This is a genomic window from Streptomyces sp. NBC_01549 (genome assembly GCF_026339955.1).
GTDB lineage: Bacteria > Actinomycetota > Actinomycetes > Streptomycetales > Streptomycetaceae > Streptomyces.
The window spans coordinates 7552904-7568977 of record NZ_JAPEPW010000001.1 but is presented as its reverse complement, the minus strand read 5'-3'; the positions used below and the strand labels follow the sequence as shown (position 1 = coordinate 7568977).

Genomic DNA, 16074 nt, shown 5'->3' with positions numbered 1-16074 from the left:
GGACCACAGCTCGCGGCCTCACCGGCGAAGAGGCGAATCGCGCAACGGACAAGGGCTGTTCACAGGAACAGCCCTTGTCCGGATCCAGTCAGGTCACACGCGCGGTGTCAGCCGCTCAATGCCGCCGAGACCACGGACTTCGCCTCCTCCTGTACCTGCCGCAGATGATCGGCTCCGAGGAACGACTCGGCGTAGATCTTGTAGACGTCCTCGGTACCCGACGGACGGGCCGCGAACCAGGCGTTGGCGGTGGTCACCTTGATGCCGCCGATCGGCGCGCCATTGCCCGGAGCATGGGTGAGCACCGCGGTGACCGCTTCTCCGGCAAGGGTGTCCGTGCTCACCTGCGCGGGCGAGAGCTTCGCGAGGAGGGCCTTCTCCTCACGGGAAGCCGGGGCGTCGATGCGCTCGTACGCGGGGGCACCGAAACGCCCGGTCAGCGCGGTGTAGTGCTCGGAGGGGGTCTTCCCGGTCACCGCCGTGATCTCGGAGGCGAGCAGGGCCAGGATAATGCCGTCCTTGTCGGTGGTCCACACCGAACCGTCGCGGCGCAGGAAGGACGCGCCGGCCGACTCCTCCCCGCCGAACCCGATCGAGCCGCTGACCAGACCGTCCACGAACCACTTGAACCCCACGGGGACTTCGACCAGTTGACGGCCCAGGTCGGCGGCGACCCTGTCGATCATCCCGGACGACACCAGCGTCTTGCCGATCCCCGTGTCCGCGGGCCACTGTTCCCGGTGGGAGTACAGGTAGGAGATGGCGGCGCTGAGGTAGTGGTTGGGGTTCATGAGCCCGGCGTCCGGTGTGACGATCCCGTGGCGGTCCGCGTCGGCGTCGTTGCCCGTGGCGATGCGGAAGCGGTCGCGCTGCTCGATGAGCGAGGCCATGGCGTAGGGCGACGAACAGTCCATACGGATCTTGCCGTCCCAGTCCAGCGTCATGAATCGCCAGGTGGGGTCGGTGAGCGGGTTGACCACGGTCAGGTCGAGCGCGTGCTCTTCGGCGATGCGCCCCCAGTAGGCGACCGATGCCCCGCCCAGGGGATCCGCGCCGATCTGCACACCGGCCGCGCGGATCGCGTCCAGGTCCAGCACGTGCGGCAGGTCGGCCACGTAGGTGCCAAGGAAGTCGTAGCGGCCGGTGCCGGGGGCAGCCAGCGCTCTCGTGTAAGGAATGCGCCGTACGCCCTTGAGGCCGCCCTCGATGAGTTCGTTGGCCCGGTCCTGGATCCACGAGGTCGCCTCGGAGCCCGCCGGGCCGCCGTTCGGCGGGTTGTACTTGAAGCCACCGTCGGCGGGCGGATTGTGGGAGGGGGTGACCACGACCCCGTCCGCGAGGCCCGAGGACCGTCCGCGGTTGTGGGCGAGAATGGCGTGCGAGACCGCCGGAGTGGGCGTGTAGCCGTCCGCGCTGTCGAGGAGCACCGACACATCGTTGGCCGCGAATACCTCCAGTGCGGTGACCTTCGCGGGCTCCGACAGCGCATGGGTGTCGGCGCCCAGGAAGAGGGGACCGTCGATGCCCTGGCCCTCGCGGTACTCGCAGATGGCCTGACTCGTCGCGGCGATGTGGTCCTCGTTGAACGCCGTCGCCAGTGACGACCCGCGATGTCCGGACGTACCGAAGGCCACGCGCTGGCCGGGTTCCGCCGGGTCGGGGTGCAGCGCGTAATACGCTGTGACCAACCGGGCCACGTCGACGAGGTCCTCGGGACCGGCCGGAGTGCCCGCTCGTTCGTGCTGCATGTACCCGCACCTCCACCTCGGTTTTTCATCACTTGCGGTCCCATGTTTCCTCACCGGGCGGCGCAGCCGCACGGTGCCACGGCGATGACTGGAGACGCGCCGGGCCAGCGGGTCCCGCGGATGCTGTCCCGGAGATCCTTGGTCAACAGGCTGGTATCCCCAATTGCCCATTGCCTAGGATGTATTGTCTGTCAAGCCAAGCCAGTAGAAGCCGCTTGGAGCTGGGGGAACGATGCAGGCTGGAAAGCAGTTGTCCACGAAGATCGACGCCACCGTACCCACGGCCGCTCGCATGTACGACCACTATCTGGGCGGCAAGGACAACTACGCGGCCGATCGGGCAGCCTGCGCCGAGCTGGACAAGGTCGTACCCAGCACACGCGCCTTGGCGCTGAACAACCGGCGCTTCCTGCAGCGGGTCGTCGGGACGTTGGCGGCCGAGTACGGAATCAGGCAGTTCCTCGACCACGGGTCCGGTCTGCCCACCCAGGACAACGTCCACCAGGTCGCGCAACGCGTTGATCCCTCCTCGCGCGTGGTGTACGTCGACAACGATCCGATGGTGCTGGTGCACGGCAGGGCTCTACTGGACCAGAACGACCGCACCACGGTGATCCATGCGGACCTGCGCGACACGGAGAAGATCTTCTCCCACCCGGACACCCAGCGCCTGATCGACTTCTCACAGCCGGTGGCCGTGCTGTTCAACTCGGTCTTCCACTGCATTCCGGATGGGGAGAGCGACGGTCCGCCCGCAGTGGCCCGCCGGGTGGCTGAACAGCTCGTGCCCGGCAGCTGCATGGTGATGTGTCAGCTGGTCAGCGAGGACGCGAAGGTCCGGGAGTTCGTCACCGATTTCATGGATCAGGCGACCCAGGGGCATTGGGGCAGGGTCCGTCAGGAGAAGGACGTGGCGGAGTGGTTCGAGGACCTCGACGTCCTGGAGCCTGGCCTGGCGGAGGTATCCACCTGGCGGCCCGACAGCGAGGTCGCGCCCCGTCAGCTCACCCAGGAATGGGTCGAGTTCGGCGGCGTCGGCCGCATCCGATGAGACCGATGAGGGTTGTCCCTTTGCGCTGATGCAGCGGGACGGCCACTCGAGAGGCACGTCACGTCGGCTCCACCGGGCTTCGGACGGTGGAGCCGGAGGCGGTCAAGAGGCGGAATAGCGCCCTGCGGTCGTCTCCTGCAACAGCGTCAGCGACTCGCGCGGGGTGAGGGCTTCGTCTCCCAGACGGTCCAGAGCCAGTCGGTACTCCTCGGTCTCGTCCCGGTCCTCCAGGAAGTTGGCGCTCCTGATGTGCTCCAGGTAGACGATGTCGGGGAGATCGAGGCCGCCGAAGCGCAAGTACGTGATCGGGATGGCGGGCGCGGACGCGTTCGTCACGTCCAAGGGCACAATCTGCAGCGTCACCTGGGGACGCTGAGCCATCTCCAGGAGGTACTCGAGCTGCTCACGCATCACCTCACGGCTGCCCAGCACGCGCAACAGGACCGACTCGTCGATGATCGCCCACAGTTGAGGGCCGTCCTCGCGATGCAGCAGTTCACGTCGGCGCATGCGCAAATCGACACGACGCTGCACCTCACCGGCCGGAGCCGTCGGCAGGCCGCGTTCCACAACCGCTCTGGTGTAGGCCGGAGTCTGCAGCAGACCGGGGACGTACTGGATCTCGAAGGTGCGGATGGCGGCAGCGGCCTCCTGCAGCCCCACCAGCCGATCGAACCACTCGGGCATCAACCGCTTGTCGTAGCGCTGCCACCACCCCGGCTCACCGGCCCGCTGCAGCAGCTGGAGCAGAACCGACGCCTCGTGGTCGCCGGTTTCGTAGAGCTCCAGCAGCGCGCGGACGTCCCCTTCCGTGGGCGGCCGCCGGCCCTTTCCGGCCTCGATGCGCGACAGCTTCGCCGGGCTGAACCCGATGGCCCGAGCTGCCTGTTCCTGCGCGAGGCCGGCGTCTTCGCGAATGCCCGCAAGCTGGACACCGACCAGCATCTTCAGCAAGGTCGGAGCGGGCTCGGTCCGCTTCAGATACGGTTCCAGGCGGGAGACACGAGGTGACTCGACGGACATCCTGACTCCCTGTAGAACGGCAGACGACGGAGTCCATCCTCGCATCCCGCGGTCTTCTGTCGCACGCGCCGGCAGAAGTGGAATCGGTCGATTCCGCTTCACACCAGATGATCGAACTCCCCCTCCTTCGCCCCGGCCAGGAAAGCTGCCACTTCAGCCGATGTGTAGATGAGAGCGGGCCCGTCGGGGTCGCGCGAGTTACGCAGCGCTACACCCCCCTCGGCCAGGGATGCCACCTCGACGCAGTTGCCCTCGGCGTTACTGTGCCGGCTCTTCACCCAGCGGACGTCCAGTGAACTGGCCCGCATTCCGTTTCGCACTGACGGCACCGCACTCTCCTTGCTCACGTTCCACCACGGTGTACAGGTCGGCCGCCCACCGGGTCGGACCGAACCCGTACGGCCCTGACCCAGCCACCGCCCGTGCAATTTCCCGTGAAATTGCACGACGGGCGCTGTCGGGATGGATAATAGCTGGGGCGTCAACCGCACCGTTGGCGCACCGGGCCTGACGTCGCATCAGGGAGATGTCGTGTCGTTACCTGCACGCCAAGCACCAGGCTTTGCAAGCGGCAAGGCTGCGCCATCGTCGGGCCGAACCGCTCCGGCCGGATCGCTCCTGGAAGGAACGCGCTCCTCCATCTCGGGTCAGGGGCAGCCCGGGACGAGCGAGCCCGCGCGGACCTCACCCAGAACCGCCAGCCTGTGCATCACCGACACTCGCCAGGGACTCGCCCAAGCACGCGCCTTCACCCGCCGCACCCTTGACCACTGGGCGTTCGACCAGCGCAGTGACGACGCCGTCCTCGTCGTCAACGAACTGGCCACCAACGCGGTGCTGCACGCGGCACCGAACTCCCCCGACGGGCAGAGCGGCGTGCGGCTGAATCTGACTCTTCGACGCGCCCATCTCGTGTGCGCCGTCACCGATCAGTACGACGGCCCGCCCGTCTACCCCCGCACGGACGCCCCGCTGGAAGTCCACGGACGCGGCCTGCGCATCGTCGAAGCGCTGTCGGAGCACTGGGGCTGGACTCGCTCCCGTGCGGGCAAGACCGTCTGGGCCATGCTGCCGACTCCCCCTTCCCGGTCGACATCACCGCCCTGACAGGGGCCGCCATGACACGCGCTGCATCGGCAGGCCATCCCGGCGCACGGCATCACTCACGCAACGCCTCTCGTGGGAGCGGACATGGAGACAATCCTGAAGAACCTGAGACACGTCCCCTGGCGCGAGCTCCAGGATTCCACGGGGTCCGCCACGGGCATCCCCCTCCTGCTCGCCACGATCACCTCAGGTGACGAGGCCACCGCGGTCGCCGCGCTCGTGCGTCTCCGACAACGCATCTGCCAGTACGGCTTCGTCGTGGACCAGGCCACCGCGGCCACGGTCCCCTTCCTGTGCGAACTCGCCCAGCTCCCTCAAGTCCCCTGCCGTGTGCAAATCCTTCAGCTGCTGAAGAACATCGCCGACGCCCGGCAGTGGGAAAACACGGCCATCGCCTACCCCAAGCTGCTCAATCGCCGCGAGAACTACGTGGAGTGGGAACGCGAAGCCCGCCGAGCCGTACGCGCCCACCGCGGGACCATCCAGGGCCTGCTCGGCGAACCTGACAAGGAACTCGTACAAGCGGCCGAGGAACTGGCCTCCGCACTCGCCGACTGACTCGCCGCTCAATACCGAGGACTTGGGGAGTCTAGCGGCTCCTCGCGCCGCCCGGGACAGCCGGGACCCGCACGTTCCCGCGTTAGCCCCTCCGAATGATTCATGGCGCCGCAGGGTGAATAAGGAGTTCGCGTGCCGCGCCGACGTCGGCCGGCCGCTCGTGGCCACTAGCGTTGCGTCTTGTGTCGCTGAGCTATGCCTTTGTGAATCTGAAACCCGGAGTGGGAAAGACGACCAGCGCAGTATGGCTGGCCCACGCACTGCACGAGTCGGGCCTCTCACCCCTGCTGGTGGACAGTGACCCCGCCTCCTCCGCTCTGCGTTGGAGCGAACTGGCAGGAGGCTTCCCGTTCCCTGTGATCGCCTTCCCGGTGGGCGATGTACACCGGCGCGTGAACGACTTCCTCGGCAGCCGACAGGCCGTGGTGTTCGACGCCCCGCAGCTGGAGGACCACGCCCACATCGCCCGGAGCATCATGAGGTACGCGAGCGAGTGGATCGTGCCGCTGACCCCAGCCCCCATCGAGCTGGATCGCATGGCGCCCATCGGCAGCGAGATGAGCGACGTACAGTCGTTGCGGGCCCAGCCGGCCCGCGCCGCCGTCCTGCTGAACCGCACGAATCGGCCCGATGCCACGCGCACCGGTCCCGACGCCGACGCCCGCGAAGCTCTCACCGAGCGGGGCTTCGACGTGTTGTCCACCCATATCCCGCGGCTCGATCTGTACGCCCAGTCGTTCGGCAGCCCGGTCGAGGTGAAGGGCTCGGCGTACATGGACCTCGCAGACGAACTCATCAAACGTCAGGACAAGGCGTGAACCAGCGCAAGGACACCTACCGAGCCGCATTGCAGCGCGGACCGGAGGCCGCCGCACCCCGTGCCGTCAAGGTCACTCAGCTGCACACCCGATACATCCGGGTGACCATCGAACTCGACCCCGCCCTGCCGCGCGAACTGACCCGATGGGTGGGACCACCCGTATCCGCGATCCTGCGGGCCGGCGCCGCCGTACTGCGCCCCCTGCGAAGCACCCCGTAAGCCGAGGTCGTGCAGACCTGGGCCGCCCGGGGCCGTTTCTTCGCGTTGCGCAGTCGGCTGGACCGGGTGTCGCAACCTTCGCGTTAGTGTCGTCGGCATGACCGACAACACCCTGCGCTCCGTCACCATCGAGCGGACCCGTACCGGCCACTTCACCGCGACGAACCCGCGCGGCGGCACGATCAGTTTCGGCACCAGCTCCGATCCCGACGGCGGCGCCGACTTCACCCCGGTCGAGCTGTTGCTCGCCGCGATCGGGGGCTGCACCGCGGCCGACGTCGATGTCGCCACCGCACGCCACGCGGAGCCCACCGGGTTCACCGTCAGCGTGACCGGCAACAAGATCAGTGACGAGTCGGGAAACCGGATGACCGACCTCGTGGTCACCTTCTCCGTCGCCTTCCCGGACGGCGACCTCGGCGACCGCGCCCGCACGATCCTCCCCCGGGCGGTCAAGACCTCCCACGACCGGCTCTGCACCGTCAGCCGAACGGTCGAGATCGGCACGCCCGTCACCGCGACGATCGCGGACGCCTGACCTCACCCGGAACCGGGACCGAACGCGACCGCGTGCCTCAGCCGTAGAGGCACCCGCGGCCGGTCAACCGTGGGCGGAGGCTTTCTTGATCGCTTCACGGATCCGGGAGTACGTGCCGCAGCGGCAGACGTTCTCGATACGGTCGATGTCGTCGTCCGTGGGCCGGGGCGTCTTCTTGAGCAGGGCCACGGCGGCCATGATCTGGCCCGGCTGGCAGAAGCCGCACTGAGCGACATCGCAGTCGAGCCACGCCTGTTGTACGGGGTGCAAGGTGTCGCCGTCGGCCAGGCCCTCGATGGTGGTGACCCCGCGGTCCGCGCAATCGGCGACCGGGACGACGCAGGGCTGGATCTCCGCCCCGTCGAGGTGGCTGGTGCAGGCACGGCAAACGCCCACGCCACAGCCGTACTTGGGCCCGGTGACGTGCAGCATGTCGCGCAGTACCCACAGGAGCGGCATGTCGGCGGGGGCCTCGACGGTGACCGGCTTCCCGTTGAGGACGAAGGAATAGGAGGGCATCAGTACCTTCTCGGACAGCGATCAGAAGTTGATCGGGAAGCGGCGGGGCTTGGTGCGGGTCGCGCGGGCATAGGCGTTCGCCACGGCGCCAGCCGCGGCCGGCACGCCGAGTTCGCCTGCCCCGCCGGGCTCCCGCCGTGACGGCATGATGTGCGCCTCGAATCGCAGCGGGGAGTGCTGCTGGCGGGCATAGCGGAAGTCGGCGAAGCTGCCCTCGCGCACCGCACCCCGGTCGATGTGCAGTCCGGCCCGCAGCACGGTGGAGATGCCGTCGACGGCGGTACCCATGAGCTGGGCCTCGAGTCCGCGCGGGTTGACGGCCGTTCCGACATCGGCCGCCATCACCACCTTGGTCACCCGGGGATTCTTCGGGTCGGTGGCGTCGATCTCGACCAGGCAGGCCACACAGGAGCCGTATTCCTCGTGGACAGCCACACCCTGCGCGTGGCCGGGCGGCAGGCGCCGACCCCAGCTTCCGGCGGTCGCGACCTTGTCGAGTACGGCTTTGACCGCCTTGCTCCTGAGCGTGCCGCGCCGGAAGGCCACCGGGTCCTTGCCCAGCCTCGCGGCGACCTCGTCGACGACGATCTCCTCCGCGGCGCGCATCGTCCCGGAGTCCACCGACCGCCAGGCCCCGAGGGGCATCGCCAGCTCGACCGAGCCCGAATCCCCGGAGACGCGCCCAAAGTTGTAAAGGCCACTGTCGCTGGGCAGCGGGCCGGCGGCCACCGTGCTCACACCGCCCTGAGCGGCCAGGCCCTGCTGTACGTACGACTCGCTCACCTGGGCCATCGCATGGCCGAAGGCCACCACCCTGCCCTGCGCGTGGCTGGCGCGGATCCGGTGATGGGAGGCCGGGCGCATCCGGCCGTGCCGGATGTCGTCCCCGCGGCTCCACATCAGCTTCACCGGCCGCCGAGCCGCCTTCGAGATCAGGGCCGCCTCGATCGCGGCGTCGTAGTTCAGCCGCCGTCCGAACGAGCCGCCACCCCGGACGACGTGGACCCGGACCTTCGACTTCGGCAGTCCGATCGCCGAGGCGATGCTTTCCCGCGCGTCCATCGGTGTCTGGGAGGAGAACCAGATCTCGGCACGGTCGGCGCGTACGTCCGCCACCGCGGTGAGCACCTCCATCGGGGCATGGCTGACGAAGGCGAACTCGAACTCGAACTCGACCTGCGCCGATCCGCGCGGCGCAGCGCCGAGCGAGGGAACCGCGGCCCGTAGCCGGGACCGGATGGCGGCGTCGGACAACGGTGCCATCGGCCCGGGCGCCCAGGTGATGCGCAGAGCGTCGCGGGCCTTGAAAGCGTGGTGGAAGGACTCCGCCACCACGGCGACACCGCCGCCGACCTTGACCACCGCGTGGACGCCGGGCATCGCACGAGCCGCCCGGTCGTCGACCGAGACGAGCCTCCCGCCGAGCGTCGGCGGCCGGGCCACCACGGTCGGCTTCGCCCCGGCCACCTCCAGGTCCCCGGCGTACTTCGCCTTGCCGGTGACGATGTCCCGCGCGTCGATCCGGCCCGTCGGCCGTCCGATCACCTTGTGCTGGGACGCGGGCTTGGGCTTGCTCGACACGTCGGGCCGGTGGATCCGGGCGGCGCCCGCGGTCAGTGACCCGAAGGTGGCCGTACGGCCGTCGGGAGCGACCACCATCGTGTCGCGGGTACGCAGGCTCCGGGCGGGCAGGTGCCAGCGCCGGGCGGCCGCGGTCACCAGCCGGGCCCGCGCGGTGGCGGCGAGCGCGCGGGCGGGGCCGTACAGAGAGCTGACGGAGTTCGAGCCGCCGGTGTACTGGTTCCCCTTGGCGCGAGCCTCGGCGAGCGGGATGTCGACATCGGCGAGCCGGGCGTCCAGTTCCTCGGCGATCATCATGGCGACCGCGGTCGTGATGCCCTGGCCGACCTCGACGCGCGGCAGTCGTACGACCACCTTGTTGGCGGTGGTGACTTCCAGGACCAGCATCTCCTCGTCGGCGCCGGTCGCCAGGACGCGGGACGGCCCGTCCATCCCTGCCGCGGTGGGCTCGACGTCCTCCGCCGACGACGTGTCGCAGCCGATGGGCGCGACGACGGTCAAGGTGGACGCCGCGAGCGAGTAGACCATGAACTTCCGGCGGGACAACTGACGGGCCAACAGGCGCTCCTCTCCGCGTACCCGGGCGGGTTCCCTTGGTATGAGGGGTCAGCGCTCTTCAAGGTTGCGTGGGGCGGCCGGGTTCCCGGCGTCCTGGCATCACGACGGACGGCGCGAGGCAGCTGACGCCCCGTCGCGTCGGCTGCCGTCCCTGTCGTCGAGCGCCGTGGCCGTCTCGTGCAGCAGGTCCAGCACGGCCCGAAGGTCGGGGTGCTTGCCGGTGCCCGCGCGGCTGACCGTGAAGACGGTCCGGGACACGGGACGGACCAGGGGGTGGAGGCTGAGGGGCGCTGTGTTGTCCGGCAGAGCCATACGGGGGACCAGGACGGCGCCCGCGTCGACGGCGGCCAGAGCCGTCAGCACGGAGAAATCACTGCTGGAGGCCCGGATGTCCGGGACGAAACCGGCCGCGCCGCAAGCCCGCTGGATCATCTCGTAGCAGGAGGTCTCCGGGCCGGGGGTCAGCCACGGCAGATGCGCCAGACGGGACAGGTCCGCGGGCTTCCCGGCGGCGAGTCCCTCCACTGCGGCCCGGTCGGGGTGCAGGGCGAGGAGGACCGGTTCTTCCATCAGGACTGTTTGCTCCCACACGGCGGGGACACTGCGTGGCAGCACGCTGTAGCTGTGTACCAGGGCGAGGTCGGTGGAGCGTTTGTGGAGCTCGTCGAGGGCTTCGTCGGGCTCCTGAACGGAGAGCCGCAGCGAGAGATCCCGTCCGAGAGAAACCGGCATGGCTGTCAGCGCCAGGGTCGGGGTCCGGGTCGGGGTCGGGGTCGGGGTCGGCGAGACGTTTGAACACGGGCGGAACAAGGGTGCGGGCGGCGGAGGCGAAGGCGCTGATCCGTACCGTGCCTCGGCGGCCGCTCTGCAGCGCGGCCAGGCCGGACTCGGCTGCCGCGAGCTCTGCCAGGATGACCTCGGTGTGGGCCACCAGGAGTTCCCCAGCGGCGGTCAGACGCAGCGTGCGACCGTGCTTCTCGACGACGGGCGTGCCGGCCTCCTTCTGCAGGGCGGCGAGATGCTGGGATACAGCCGGTGCCGTCAGATGCAGCGCATCCGCCGTGGCCGCGACGGTTCCATAGGCGGCCAGGTGTTGGAGGATGCGCAGGCGGCGTACGTCAAGCACCAGCGGCTCCTTGCTCGAATCGGGGTCGGAGGCGTCCGGGAACGCAGGGGCGCCCCGGTGCGGCGCGCGCTTTCACCGTGACGGTGCCGGCAGGGTGGCCGCCTGCTGGGCGGCAGGCTCGGCCCCGTCCACGGCGGGGACGTCGGTGGGACTGTGGCTCTGCTTGTGCCGGCTGATCAGGATCACGCTCGCGACACTTATGGCTCCGCCGACCAGTGCGATGGGACGGGGTACCTCCGCCAGCCAGACGAAGGAGACGACCAGTGCCACCGGCGGCACCAGGTACAGGGCCGCGGTGGAGACCGCCAGTGGCAGCCGGGCAACCGCGTAGGCCCAGATGACGAAGCCGAGAGCGGACGGCAGCAGGCCCAGGTAGGCGGCGGCGGCCGGGGCGTGGACGGCCGCTTGCCAGGCGGCGGGGACCAGGGGCAGTGCGAAGACCGTACCCGCGACCATCGCGTATGTGGCGACCTCCAGACCTGTGCGGTGGCGCAGCAGGGGCTTGCTCGCGAAGTGGTACACCCCTTGGACCAGGGCTGGCGCCAGGATGACGAGGGCCGCGACGGAGAACCCGCTGGTGCCCTCGGCCAGGCTGACGACGGCCGCGCCGGTCAGGCCGACGACGCTGCCGATGACGATGCTGCGGGTGAGCCGCTCATCGAGGAAAAGACTCCCCAGCAGCACGCTGAAGACGGGGGCGATCGCGATCAGCAGACTCGCGGTCCCGGCCTCTACATGCACTTCGCCCCAGTTGAGCAGGACTTGGTACGCGGTCATGCCGGTGGCCCCGCACAGAGTGATCAGCGGCGGATCGCCGCGTCGCGGCAGCCGTACCTTCGCGAAGGGTGCCACGGCGAGCAACGCGACGGCGGCGATCAGGAGCCGCAGGAGTGACAGCGCCGCCACTCCCAGGCAGTCGATACCCACCCGGATGGCGGGAAACGCCGAAGCCCAGAGCACAACGGTGCCGACCAGGGCGAGGAAGCGGGGAGAGGTGATGCGTGCGGACATGGCCCATGCCCACCAGTCGTCCGCGCCGTGGGCATGGGCGCGGACGAGGGTTTTCACTGCCGCCGTGGTGGACGTACCGTCCGCTCCGGCGATCTTCAGGCGCAGCTCCTTACCTCGGAGCGACCTACGACAAGGCCCTCGCCCCGGTCGGTCTTCGTGCCACGCAGTTCAGCATCCTGCAGCAGCTCCGCGCTCACGGAGAGATGACGATCACCAACCTCGCCGACACGATCGCCATGGACCGCACCACGATGGCCTCGAACCTCAAGCCCCTCGCGCGCGAGGGCCTGGTGACCATCGAGCCGTCGGCAGCCGACCGCCGCGCACGGATCGCCACCATCACACCGGACGGCATCTCCCGAAGGAAAGCGGCGCTACCCCTGTGAAAGGCCGTGCAAGCCCAGTTCGAGGACAACTTCGGCGGCGACGAGGCAGCCCGACTGCACGCATCCCTGGCAGCCGTTCTCCGCACGGGCTTCCAGCCCTGGGCCGAATAGGGCACGACGCATCGTTCGCCGCCGAGAGCTGGGCGAAGCCCAGCAGGCGGCGGCGTCCGAGCCGGGTGGATCGGCGCCCGCGCGCTGGGGGTGCTGCCCGAGGGTGTCCGGGCAGCCGTCCCACCCCGCCGAGGGGACCTGGCAGGAGGCCCCGAACGAGCCCAACAGCAGACGGCGGGCAGCGGGCAGCGAACGGAAGCGGTTCTGGTCCAGTCGGCCGCGCAGGACAGCGGGGAGAAGGCGGTCGTCCGACTGGTGTCGGCTCCAGTCGCCGCGAGCCGGCCGAGGGGTCCGGCGCAGCCACTCAATAGGCCTCCTTGCCGTTCCGCCCCAGGCATGTCCTCACATCCGCGAGGTCCGCTCACCTGATGTGCGACGTGGTCCTGTTGACCCATTGAGACAGCGTGAGCTGCCTGGTCGGGGCCGACCGGTGTGGCCTGCGGTGACGAGGGAACGCGTGGCCGCAGTCAGGTCCGTTGGCCGGGTGTGTCCGCGCGTTTCGGCCTCTGCCGCAGGCCAGGGCGTCGCGCAGAAGAGACAGGTGTGCGGGCACGACTGCGAGACGATCGCACTCGTCTCGGCACGTGGTGCAGGTAGCCAGGTGAGCCCGCACCGCACTTGCCTCATCGGGTGCGAGGGACTCGCGTTCGTTTCGGGCCAGAAGTTCACGGATCGTCCGGCATTCCTCGACGGCCGTGTTCTCGTCGGACTTCTTGGTCAGGCAGTGGGCTTCGGTCATGGCGAAACCTCCGTTCAGGGTTTCACCTTCTCCCAGGAGCGGCCCTCAGCGCGTCGTCCCCACGCAGCGACTTCCGGCTACCACGGCTGCGGTATGCGGTACGTCGGCCTACGGCCGGGACAGGAGAGGGACGCACCGTGCCGACGACTATGCGGGCTCTGGTTCCGTAGCCGGACTGACCAGCCCGCACTGGTAGGCGATGACCACGAGCTGGGCGCGGTCACGAGCTGCCAGCTTGGTCATGGCCCGGTTGATGTGGGTCTTGGCGGTCAGCGGGCTGACGAACAGGCGCTCGGCGATCTCGTCGTTGGACAGACCCAGTGCGACCAGGCTCGTGACGTCGCGTTCCCTCGGTGTCAAGCTCTCCAGCCGCTCGTGCACGGCCGCCGGGCATGGATCCGGCTGGGCCAGAAAACGAGTGATCAGCGCGCGCGTCGCTGACGGGGACAGCAGCGCCTCGCCGTCTGCGACCGTGCGGACGGCATCGAGGAGCTCCTCGGGTCGTGCACCCTTGCCGAGAAAGCCGCTCGCACCCGCTCGCAGTGCGTCGGCGACGTGCTCGTCATCTTCGAAGGTGGTCAGGATGAGCACCTTCACCTCTGCGAGGTCCTCAGACTCCGTGATGAGCCGTGTCGCCTCGAGGCCGTCCATCTCCGGCATGCGGATGTCCATCAGGACCACATCGGGGCGCTGCGCACCGGCCAGCTCGACTGCCTCGCGGCCGTTGGACGCCTCGGCCACGGTCTCCATGTCTTCCGTGGCGTCGAACAGCATGCGGAAGGTCCCCCGCAGCAGGGCCTGGTCATCGGCAAGCAGTACGCGAATCGTCATCCTCATGTCTCCGATCCCGCGCCGGGCTGGGGCGCAGCGGCAGTTCGGCGGTCACGGTGAACCCGCCCTCGGGGCGCGGTCCCGCATGCAGCGTGCCCCCGATCGTGGTAGCCCGCTCACGCATCCCGATCAGCCCGTGACCGGCCCCCGGGCGAGGATGGTGCGGTCCGGCGCACCCGTCGTCCTCGACGGTGATCGTCAGCCGTTCACGGTCGTAGTGCAGGCAGAGCCGGGCATGGTCGGCCCCGGCGTGCTTGCGCACATTGGTCAAGGACTCCTGCACGATGCGGTACGCGGCCAGTTCGACCGCCGGCTCCAGCGGTTCGGTGGTGCCCCGCCGCATGTGGCTCACGGCCAGTCCGGCGCGTTCGAACGACGCCAGAAGTGCTGGTACCTGCGCAAGGCCCGGCATCGGGTCGCGGGGCGCCACCGGCTCGTCGGACTGCCGCAGCAGTCCTACCGTCACCCGTAGTTCGTCCAGCGCGGAGCGGCTGGTGTCCCGGATGTTCTCCAACGCCGTCAGGATCTGTTCCGGGCGCTGGTCCAACAGATGAACGGCGACGCCTGCCTGGGCGTTGATCAAGGCGATGTGGTGCGCGACGATGTCGTGCAGCTCGCGTGCGATCCGAACACGTTCGGCTGCCACTCGCTGCTGTGCTTCCTGCTCGCGAGTACGCTCGGCCTGCTCCGCCCGTTCCTCCACGGCCGCCACATAGGCGCGCCGCGAGCGCAGCCCGTCCCCGACGGCGGCCGGCAGGGCCGTCCAGGCCAGCATCGCAGCCTTGTCCGGGTCCAGCCACGAATTCGAGGACCACACCGCGACAGCGCCCACCATGACGGCAGCCGATACAGCTGCCGCGGTCCAGGCAGTGCGCCGGTCGGTCAGCACGGCCACGTTGTAGACGGACACCAGAACCGGGCTTGCCACCAGCGGGCTCTCCCGGAACCCGAGCACCTGAAAAACCACCCCGCAGCCAACGGCGACGACCAGTACGCCGAACGGGTGGCGCCGTCGCCAGATCAGCGCGGAGCAGCCCACAATAGCCAGCACCACGGCGGACCAGCGCAACACGAACTCGTGCTCGTGCGGGTCGACCGAGGCAGCCACGACCGACAGCACGCACAGCACAGCCACGCCCAGGGCGTCGACCGCGCGGTTCCCGGATCGCCGTTGCCGCCTCCAGCTGTTGAGTACCGTCATGCCATCACCGTAGGGTCGGTGGCCGGGTCGGGCATCATCTCGCCACGGCAGGTGCCACCCCCGGAGCGCCATTGTCTGACCCGCGGATTCGAGCTGTGTCCCCCGGGACGTAGCCAGGCTCAGGGGCAGACCGAGCGTTGGCCAACGGAGACCGGCATGCCAACAGCGCCTTCTGCACCATCGTCCGTGGTCCGCATGCAACGCGGCCCGCGGACCAGGGACTACGTCGCCAGACGCACCGCGGAGGGCATGTCCACGAAAGACGTCACGCGCAGGTCAGGCAATGGCGCTCCTGGGTGGCACCTGCCGTGGTGGCATTCAGTAGGACACAGCCTCGCCACGACGACAGAGGAGGCTGGTCCGTCCACGGTCCAGGGGTGGGCGATGCCTTCGACGCGAGCGTTCGCCACCGTCGTTCGCGGTTCCGAGTGCGGTCCCCGGGCAGTGAATGGGCTACCGGTTGAGGGTCACCGAGTTATAGGGCGTCAGGTTGAAGCTCCCGATTTCCTGCACCTCGAGCGCCACATGGCAGCCGACGCCGTTGTAGGCGGTGCACAGGCTCATGCTGGCACCGCCGTACTGGTTGTTGAAGACGTAGTGGTCGCCATACTGGTTGCTCAGGTTGTGGGCGCCGTAGCTCCAGTACACGTTGGTCGGGTGGGGGTCGAGGTACGGGTTGCGGTCCTGGCCCCAGATGCAGACGGCCCCGTACGGGCAACCATTCCAGTCGCCTTCGGCAGGCTTCGCCTGCGCCGCGCCGCCGATCGCCACGACGGCGGTCGCCGCGATCGCCGACGCGGCGACGCCGCGGAAGATTCTGCGCATGTCATTCCCCCATGTCTGAACCGGTCGCCGGAAAGGACATCACTATCGGCTGCGCGCCGTCGCTCTTGCCATCGTTTCGACGGTGCCCGAAAGGGGTTTGGGTTGGCGATACCGCAGGATGA

Annotated in this window: 18 protein-coding genes and 1 pseudogene; 7 read left to right on the top strand and 12 right to left on the bottom strand. The window is 69.0% G+C overall.

The features are described from left to right. Nucleotides 1-107: 107 nt before the first annotated feature. Nucleotides 108-1748, bottom strand: coding sequence for a phosphoglucomutase (alpha-D-glucose-1,6-bisphosphate-dependent) (gene pgm / locus OG819_RS33980; RefSeq protein WP_266638488.1), 1641 nt, complete (start codon nucleotides 1746-1748; stop codon nucleotides 108-110). A gap of 232 nt (nucleotides 1749-1980) precedes the next feature. Between pgm and OG819_RS33975 the strand changes: the two genes are divergently transcribed. Next, nucleotides 1981-2799: an SAM-dependent methyltransferase gene (locus OG819_RS33975; RefSeq protein ID WP_266652442.1), complete on the top strand. Its 819-nt coding sequence runs from the start codon at nucleotides 1981-1983 to the stop codon at nucleotides 2797-2799. A gap of 102 nt (nucleotides 2800-2901) precedes the next feature. Here OG819_RS33975 and OG819_RS33970 read toward each other — a convergent pair whose 3' ends face one another. Next, nucleotides 2902-3822 carry a helix-turn-helix transcriptional regulator gene (locus tag OG819_RS33970; RefSeq protein ID WP_266418931.1) on the bottom strand — a complete coding sequence of 307 codons (921 nt, stop codon included), beginning with the start codon at nucleotides 3820-3822 and terminating at the stop codon, nucleotides 2902-2904. Nucleotides 3823-3920: 98 nt separating this feature from the next. Continuing rightward, complete coding sequence (locus OG819_RS33965; protein ID WP_266418929.1) at nucleotides 3921-4151, bottom strand: DUF397 domain-containing protein; 231 nt, start codon at nucleotides 4149-4151, stop codon at nucleotides 3921-3923. Between the two features lie 202 nt (nucleotides 4152-4353). On the opposite strand from OG819_RS33965, the gene OG819_RS33960 reads away from it, so the two are divergent. The 5 genes from OG819_RS33960 to OG819_RS33940 all read left to right on the top strand — a co-directional run bounded on the left by OG819_RS33960 (nucleotide 4354) and on the right by OG819_RS33940 (nucleotide 7064). Beyond that, a complete protein-coding gene (locus tag OG819_RS33960; protein WP_266638491.1) occupies nucleotides 4354-4929 on the top strand; it encodes an ATP-binding protein in 576 nt (191 codons plus the stop codon). 84 nt (nucleotides 4930-5013) lie between these two features. Next, a complete protein-coding gene (locus tag OG819_RS33955; RefSeq protein ID WP_266638492.1) occupies nucleotides 5014-5487 on the top strand; it encodes a hypothetical protein in 474 nt (157 codons plus the stop codon). Nucleotides 5488-5669: 182 nt separating this feature from the next. Beyond that, nucleotides 5670-6305 (top strand): ParA family protein, encoded by a 636-nt coding sequence (locus tag OG819_RS33950; RefSeq protein ID WP_323139379.1) that lies wholly within the window; start codon nucleotides 5670-5672, stop codon nucleotides 6303-6305. Then, nucleotides 6302-6526 (top strand): hypothetical protein, encoded by a 225-nt coding sequence (locus OG819_RS33945; protein ID WP_266652439.1) that lies wholly within the window; start codon nucleotides 6302-6304, stop codon nucleotides 6524-6526. The genes OG819_RS33950 and OG819_RS33945 overlap by 4 nt, the downstream gene beginning before the upstream one ends. A gap of 97 nt (nucleotides 6527-6623) precedes the next feature. After that, complete coding sequence (locus OG819_RS33940; protein ID WP_266638495.1) at nucleotides 6624-7064, top strand: OsmC family protein; 441 nt, start codon at nucleotides 6624-6626, stop codon at nucleotides 7062-7064. A gap of 63 nt (nucleotides 7065-7127) precedes the next feature. On the opposite strand, the gene OG819_RS33935 is transcribed toward OG819_RS33940, so the two are convergent. The 5 genes and pseudogenes from OG819_RS33935 to OG819_RS33915 form a co-directional block, all read right to left on the bottom strand. Next, a complete protein-coding gene (locus OG819_RS33935; RefSeq protein WP_266638496.1) occupies nucleotides 7128-7583 on the bottom strand; it encodes a (2Fe-2S)-binding protein in 456 nt (151 codons plus the stop codon). Nucleotides 7584-7604: 21 nt separating this feature from the next. Next, nucleotides 7605-9692 carry a molybdopterin cofactor-binding domain-containing protein gene (locus OG819_RS33930; protein ID WP_266652928.1) on the bottom strand — a complete coding sequence of 696 codons (2088 nt, stop codon included), beginning with the start codon at nucleotides 9690-9692 and terminating at the stop codon, nucleotides 7605-7607. Between the two features lie 129 nt (nucleotides 9693-9821). Then, nucleotides 9822-10454 (bottom strand): LysR substrate-binding domain-containing protein, encoded by a 633-nt coding sequence (locus OG819_RS33925; protein ID WP_266652437.1) that lies wholly within the window; start codon nucleotides 10452-10454, stop codon nucleotides 9822-9824. Nucleotides 10455-10719: 265 nt separating this feature from the next. Continuing rightward, a pseudogene (locus OG819_RS33920) lies at nucleotides 10720-10848 on the bottom strand (LysR family transcriptional regulator); the annotation flags it as partial. 72 nt (nucleotides 10849-10920) lie between these two features. Beyond that, on the bottom strand, nucleotides 10921-11916 hold the full coding sequence (locus tag OG819_RS33915) for an EamA family transporter (RefSeq protein ID WP_266652435.1): 996 nt from the start codon (nucleotides 11914-11916) through the stop codon (nucleotides 10921-10923). Between OG819_RS33915 and OG819_RS33910 the strand changes: the two genes are divergently transcribed. Next, the gene (locus OG819_RS33910) at nucleotides 11865-12245 is read left to right on the top strand and encodes a MarR family winged helix-turn-helix transcriptional regulator (RefSeq protein WP_266638499.1); all 381 of its coding nucleotides are present in this window, start codon (nucleotides 11865-11867) and stop codon (nucleotides 12243-12245) included. The two genes, OG819_RS33915 and OG819_RS33910, sit on opposite strands and share 52 nt — an antisense overlap. 472 nt (nucleotides 12246-12717) lie before the next feature. Here the strand turns inward: OG819_RS33910 and OG819_RS33905 are convergent, their stop codons facing one another. From OG819_RS33905 to OG819_RS33890, 4 genes are all read right to left on the bottom strand, one after another. Further along, complete coding sequence (locus OG819_RS33905) at nucleotides 12718-13095, bottom strand: zf-HC2 domain-containing protein (protein WP_266652433.1); 378 nt, start codon at nucleotides 13093-13095, stop codon at nucleotides 12718-12720. A 147-nt stretch (nucleotides 13096-13242) separates the two neighbouring features. Further along, nucleotides 13243-13926 carry a response regulator transcription factor gene (locus OG819_RS33900; RefSeq protein ID WP_266418907.1) on the bottom strand — a complete coding sequence of 228 codons (684 nt, stop codon included), beginning with the start codon at nucleotides 13924-13926 and terminating at the stop codon, nucleotides 13243-13245. Next, nucleotides 13898-15127, bottom strand: a complete 1230-nt coding sequence (locus tag OG819_RS33895) for a sensor histidine kinase (RefSeq protein ID WP_266652431.1) — start codon at nucleotides 15125-15127, stop codon at nucleotides 13898-13900. Before OG819_RS33895 ends, OG819_RS33900 begins: the two co-directional genes overlap by 29 nt. Before the next feature lie 453 nt (nucleotides 15128-15580). Then, nucleotides 15581-15952: a hypothetical protein gene (locus OG819_RS33890; protein WP_266652429.1), complete on the bottom strand. Its 372-nt coding sequence runs from the start codon at nucleotides 15950-15952 to the stop codon at nucleotides 15581-15583. Nucleotides 15953-16074 lie beyond the last annotated feature (122 nt).

Bases quoted from the DNA above. Each gene is read 5' to 3' on its own strand.
- pgm (WP_266638488.1), bottom strand. From the start codon at position 1,748: ATGCAGCACGAACGAGCGGGCACTCCGGCCGGTCCCGAGGACCTCGTC.
- OG819_RS33975 (WP_266652442.1), top strand. From the start codon at position 1,981: ATGCAGGCTGGAAAGCAGTTGTCCACGAAGATCGACGCCACCGTACCC.
- OG819_RS33970 (WP_266418931.1), bottom strand. From the start codon at position 3,822: ATGTCCGTCGAGTCACCTCGTGTCTCCCGCCTGGAACCGTATCTGAAG.
- OG819_RS33955 (WP_266638492.1), top strand. From the start codon at position 5,014: ATGGAGACAATCCTGAAGAACCTGAGACACGTCCCCTGGCGCGAGCTC.
- OG819_RS33940 (WP_266638495.1), top strand. From the start codon at position 6,624: ATGACCGACAACACCCTGCGCTCCGTCACCATCGAGCGGACCCGTACC.
- OG819_RS33935 (WP_266638496.1), bottom strand. From the start codon at position 7,583: ATGCCCTCCTATTCCTTCGTCCTCAACGGGAAGCCGGTCACCGTCGAG.
- OG819_RS33930 (WP_266652928.1), bottom strand. From the start codon at position 9,692: ATGGTCTACTCGCTCGCGGCGTCCACCTTGACCGTCGTCGCGCCCATC.
- OG819_RS33925 (WP_266652437.1), bottom strand. From the start codon at position 10,454: ATGCCGGTTTCTCTCGGACGGGATCTCTCGCTGCGGCTCTCCGTTCAG.
- OG819_RS33910 (WP_266638499.1), top strand. From the start codon at position 11,865: ATGCCCACCAGTCGTCCGCGCCGTGGGCATGGGCGCGGACGAGGGTTT.
- OG819_RS33905 (WP_266652433.1), bottom strand. From the start codon at position 13,095: ATGACCGAAGCCCACTGCCTGACCAAGAAGTCCGACGAGAACACGGCC.
- OG819_RS33900 (WP_266418907.1), bottom strand. From the start codon at position 13,926: ATGACGATTCGCGTACTGCTTGCCGATGACCAGGCCCTGCTGCGGGGG.
- OG819_RS33895 (WP_266652431.1), bottom strand. From the start codon at position 15,127: ATGACGGTACTCAACAGCTGGAGGCGGCAACGGCGATCCGGGAACCGC.
- OG819_RS33890 (WP_266652429.1), bottom strand. From the start codon at position 15,952: ATGCGCAGAATCTTCCGCGGCGTCGCCGCGTCGGCGATCGCGGCGACC.